This window comes from Acidithiobacillus ferriphilus (genome assembly GCF_018854775.1).
GTDB lineage: Bacteria > Pseudomonadota > Gammaproteobacteria > Acidithiobacillales > Acidithiobacillaceae > Acidithiobacillus > Acidithiobacillus ferriphilus.
In genome coordinates, this window is record NZ_JAAZTY010000085.1 from 1 (window position 1) to 4,775 (window position 4,775).

Annotated in this window: 3 protein-coding genes and 1 rRNA gene; 1 reads left to right on the forward strand and 3 read right to left on the reverse strand. The window is 58.1% G+C overall.

The features are described 5' to 3' along the window. The 3 genes from HF921_RS06815 to HF921_RS06825 form a co-directional block, all read right to left on the reverse strand. Positions 1-92, reverse strand: a 16S ribosomal RNA gene (locus tag HF921_RS06815); the annotation flags it as partial. 253 nt (positions 93-345) lie between these two features. Further along, positions 346-1,566, reverse strand: coding sequence for a tyrosine--tRNA ligase (gene tyrS / locus HF921_RS06820; protein WP_226834376.1), 1,221 nt, complete (start codon positions 1,564-1,566; stop codon positions 346-348). A gap of 106 nt (positions 1,567-1,672) precedes the next feature. Continuing rightward, the gene (locus HF921_RS06825; RefSeq protein ID WP_215893555.1) at positions 1,673-3,964 is read right to left on the reverse strand and encodes a plasma-membrane proton-efflux P-type ATPase; all 2,292 of its coding nucleotides are present in this window, start codon (positions 3,962-3,964) and stop codon (positions 1,673-1,675) included. Positions 3,965-4,204: 240 nt separating this feature from the next. On the opposite strand from HF921_RS06825, the gene panD reads away from it, so the two are divergent. Next, positions 4,205-4,588, forward strand: a complete 384-nt coding sequence (gene panD, locus HF921_RS06830) for an aspartate 1-decarboxylase (RefSeq protein WP_215892463.1) — start codon at positions 4,205-4,207, stop codon at positions 4,586-4,588. Positions 4,589-4,775: the final 187 nt, after the last annotated feature.

Below are 4,775 nucleotides of genomic sequence, written 5' to 3' on the forward strand. Positions count from 1 at the left end.
CGTCAGCATCCGAAGACCTGTTACCGTTCGACTTGCATGTGTTAGGCATGCCGCCAGCGTTCAATCTGAGCCAGGATCAAACTCTCTCGTTCAATCCTTCTTAAAACAATACCAATCAGGGCAATTATCAACACATTTATGCGCTCATAATACCCTTGGGCCTAAACCCCACACATCTCCACTCGGCTGGAAAAGAACAATCCGGACCGGAGTCCGGTGCGGCAGCAACGCCGCGTCGTGAGGGCGCATTATACGGGGCTCTCGAAGGCTGTCAACAAGCAATTTCACGTTTCCGATACCGTTCCACACATCTGCGATTTTTTGCTTACCCGATCATCACATGGTTCAGGAATCGGCCTTGCGCAGAGCCACACGAGCGAAGTGGCGTTTACCAAACTGCAATAAATACTCCGCTCCCAATGCCAAAGTGCTGGCCGGGTCAACGACCCGCTCACCATCCAGGCGCACCGCGCCCTCTTTGATTTTACGCATGGCCTCACTGGTGCTGACCGCCAACTGTGTCTGTACGAGCACCTGACTGAGGCGTGGCGCTGTCGGCAAGGAAAGTGTTTGCAGGGGCAGATCGTCGGGGGTCTCGTGGCGCTGGAAGCGGGCCAGGAAGGCGGCATGAGCCTCCCGGGCAGCCGCTGCATCGTGAAAACGAGCCACCAGTTCACCGGCCAGAGCGAGCTTGATGTCACGCGGATTACCCGCTCCACTGGCTGCTGTATCCTGCAGGCGCATTTGCTCTGCCGCGGGCACGCGGGAGAGCAGCGCATAATAGCGCCACATCAAAGTGTCTGAAATCGACATGATCTTGCCAAACATTTCTGCGGGCGGGTCTTCGACCGCGATGAAGTTACCCAGCGATTTGGACATTTTCTGCACGCCGTCCAAACCTTCGAGGATCGGCATGGTAAGCACTAACTGAGGTTTCTGAGCGTACTCACGCTGTAATTCCCGACCTACCAGCAGATTAAAGCGCTGGTCGGTGCCACCCAGCTCCACGTCCGCTTTGATGGCGACAGAGTCATAACCTTGGAGCAAAGGATAGAGAAACTCGTGAATGGCGATGGGCTGATTGGCATTGTAACGCTTGCTGAAATCATCACGTTCCAGCATGCGGGCAACGGTGTAACGCGCGGCGATCTGGATCAGTTCGTCGGGGCGGAGCGCGCCCAGCCACGCCGAATTAAACATCACTTCGGTGCGTTCGGGATCCAGTATCTTGAACACCTGGCGCTGATAGGTCGTGGCATTGGCCACGACTTCTTCGCGACTGAGTGCTTTGCGGGTAACGCTCTTGCCCGTGGGATCACCGATCATCGCGGTAAAGTCGCCGATGACGAACAGCAGCCGATGGCCGAGATCCTGAAACTGGCGGGCTTTGTGGAGCAGCACCGTATGCCCCAGATGCAGGTCTGGAGCCGTGGGATCCATACCCAGCTTGATCCGCAGCGGTTTATTATCGCGCTGTGCCACCGCGAGCCGCTGTAGCATCTCGCCTTCGGGCAGTATGTCGACAGTGCCGAGCGCAATTTGTTCGTGTGCGTCCTGATGCTTCATTGTCATAACCTGGGCCAATGTTTTGTGATAAGGCAGCATATTAGCATTGGCAGCGCCTTGGCTGAATGGTCTTTACCGCCCTCCGGACATCCGCATTCCCCGTCAATTAAGCACTGGTTAATTTCCGCAACAACGGCACCTTGATCTGGTCGAGAATCAAGGTGTAGAACACCGTCGCCAGAAGCAGGCCGGCGATAATCACTATCGGTAGAGGCGCCATCAGCCAACCCATAAGCGCCAGACCGCTTACTACCAATATGTCCATCAGACTTGCCCAGAGCAATAATCGGCCGGGGACCGATCCCCAGAGATGACCTCGCTCCCGCACCAAAAAAACATTGGCGAGCCCGGAAAACACCAGGCCGAGGAAATCCATGGTCTGCACGGACGCCAGTGGCAGGCCCAAAAACCGGCCCACGCCATACACGGCGAAGATATAAATCAGCCAGGCGAGGGCAACAAGCAGCGCGGAAAACACCAGGGTATCTATGGCCCAGCGGTCCGGTTTGGGCGATGGGCGCACATTGTCTTCCGCCAGTGACATGGTCACGAAATCGTTGGCAAAGAGCAGCACAAGAACCAGCAGCGGTGTGACCACAAAACTATGGAAAATCAAGAAGCCCAGACTCAGGAACAGGGCGACCTGAAAAACTTTGATAATTTTGTTGAGGGTATAGGTAAGCATGCGCTGATAGACCCGTCGGCCGGTGATCACCGCATCCAGCACCCCCTGCAGACCGGGCGTGGTGAGCACGAGGCTGGCCGCTGCCTTGGCCACATCGCTGGCGCTTTCTACGGCCACCCCCATTTCCGCCTGCTTGAGCGCGGGGGCATCGTTGACCCCATCGCCCGTCATACCGACGATCCGGCCTTTTTTCTGTAAAGCTTGCACCAGATGGAATTTGTCGGCGGGAAAGACACCGGCGTAGACCGCGCAGTCCTCAGCCAAGATGTTGCGGTCACACACGCTACCCGTGATGGCCAACGATATGGCGACATTTCTTGCCGTCTGCAAACTGTCGCCGGTGACCATGCGTACCCGCACGCCAAGCGCCTGCAAATGCTGGACGACTTCGGCAGCATCCGGGCGGATGGGGTCCGCGAGCGCGAGCAGACCGAGAAAGCGCGGTTGACCATCCGGGCCGGCCGCCACGGCGAGCACCCGTGCGCCGCTGGCGGCGAGGTCCGTTGTCGCTTGTTCCCAGCCCGTATGGTTACAGAGTTTGGCAATGATCTGGGGCGCGCCTTTGAGTGCGCGCCATGCTGCCTCGTCCCGCATGAAAACCCCCTCCGAACGCTTGGTGGCCGGATCAAAGGGCACAAATTGCCGGCGATCAGGCAGCGTTGCGATTCCGGCTGCCGACTTCCGGAGAATAGCGAGATCAATGGGATCCTGGGTGGCGCTGTCACTGGCCATGGCAGCCATACCGAGCAGTTGCGTCTCTTCTACGCCAGGCCAGGTCTTGATCTGACTGAGGCTGAGACGGTTCTGAGTGAGCGTGCCGGTTTTGTCACTGCAGAGATCACTCATGGCGGCGGCGTCTTCCACAGCGGCCAGACGGGTGACCAACACCCCACGGTGCACCAGATGCAGGGAGGCGATGGCGGTGGCCAGGGTGAAGGTGGCAGGCAGCGCCACCGGCACCGAAGCAACCAGCAGGATGAGCGCAAAAGGAAGTATTTCCGCAAGAGAGATATGCTTGGCGGCTGCGTAAATCAGGATCGCGGCGACGAGAACAACATCCATTATTACCAGATAGCGGACAATGGAGAGAACCAATTCTTCCAAGTGACTTTTGGCGCCGGCGCCGCGCACCAACTCTGCGGTTTTACCGAAATAACTCCTGGCACCGGTCGCCGTGACCTTGCCTGACGCTTCACCGCGACGCACGACGGATGCGGAATAGAGGGTGTCGCCCGCGGCGCATTCCACGGGCATGGATTCTCCCGTCAGGGCGGATTGGTCTACCAGTATACTGCCATCGCTGAGATGCAGATCGGCGGGGACGATGTCGCCGACCCGCACATGAACCAGGTCGCCTGGCACCAGGTCGGCGGCCGAGAGGCTTTGCCATTGTCCGTCGCGACAGGCGCGGGCCTGAATCCGCAAGCGCTCTTTCAGCAACACCAGTGCGCTCTGTGCCTTGCGCTCCTGACTGAAACCGAGCGCGCCGTTAAAAATGAGGAGCAATGTGATGATGATGGCTTCTGGCCATTTACCCAATATGGCTTCCAGGATTAAGGTGCATTCCAGCATCCAGGGCACAGGTGCCCAAAACTTGTGGAGAAAAAGCAGCCAGTTTTGGGGTTTTTCTTCGGTGACTACATTGGGGCCATATTGGGCAAGCAGTTGCCGCGCCTCGTCGCCACTCAGTCCACTACAGGTGTTTTCCGGCATATTCCGCTATTCCGATATCTTTTCTATTCGCTCAAGTATAGAACCCGGAAACCCACGAAGATTCCCCCGCAGGCCATGCTGGTAGTAAACTGCGCAGATTGCATTGCATTGGGAGCATGGCGTTATGTTAAGCCTCTGGGGAGAAATGGTGATCGGGGCGGGGAGGCCTGTTCTCCTGGCGTTTGTCGCCTGGGGGGTAAACCGGCTGGCGAATCGCCATCATTGGGACGAGGGTCCGCGATGATTTTGTTGACCTTGTTGAAGGGCAAGCTGCATCGGGCGCGGGTCACCGCCGTCGAGCTGGAATACGAGGGTTCCTGCGCGATTGACAGCGATCTGCTGGCTGCGGCAGGCATCCATCCCTATGAGCAAGTACACATTTACGATGTGAATAATGGGGATCGTTTCAGTACCTATGCGATCAGCGCCCCGGCCGGGTCAGGGATCATTTCGGTCAATGGCGCCGCGGCGCGCCGGGTGGCCTTGGGGGACATCCTCATCATTGCGGCCTACGCGCAGGTAGCGGAAGAGAAGGTTGCCGGTTTCCAGCCGCAACTGGTGTATGTGGATGAGCGCAATCGCATAACCCGACGCAGCCAGCAGATTGATCCCACCCCCGCCTGAGCGACGAACCCCTTGTTGAAGGGGGTGCCTTGGACTCGCAAGGTGGCAACCAGAGCAGCTTTTGTGCTTTCGCATTGCCAGACGGGGTAGGCGGCGACTATGCTCTATGCATGGACCATACTAACCCCAACCCCTTTCGTTTCGCGCCGCTACGGCGGGCGGCCTATCGCCTGAGTGTGACCCAAGC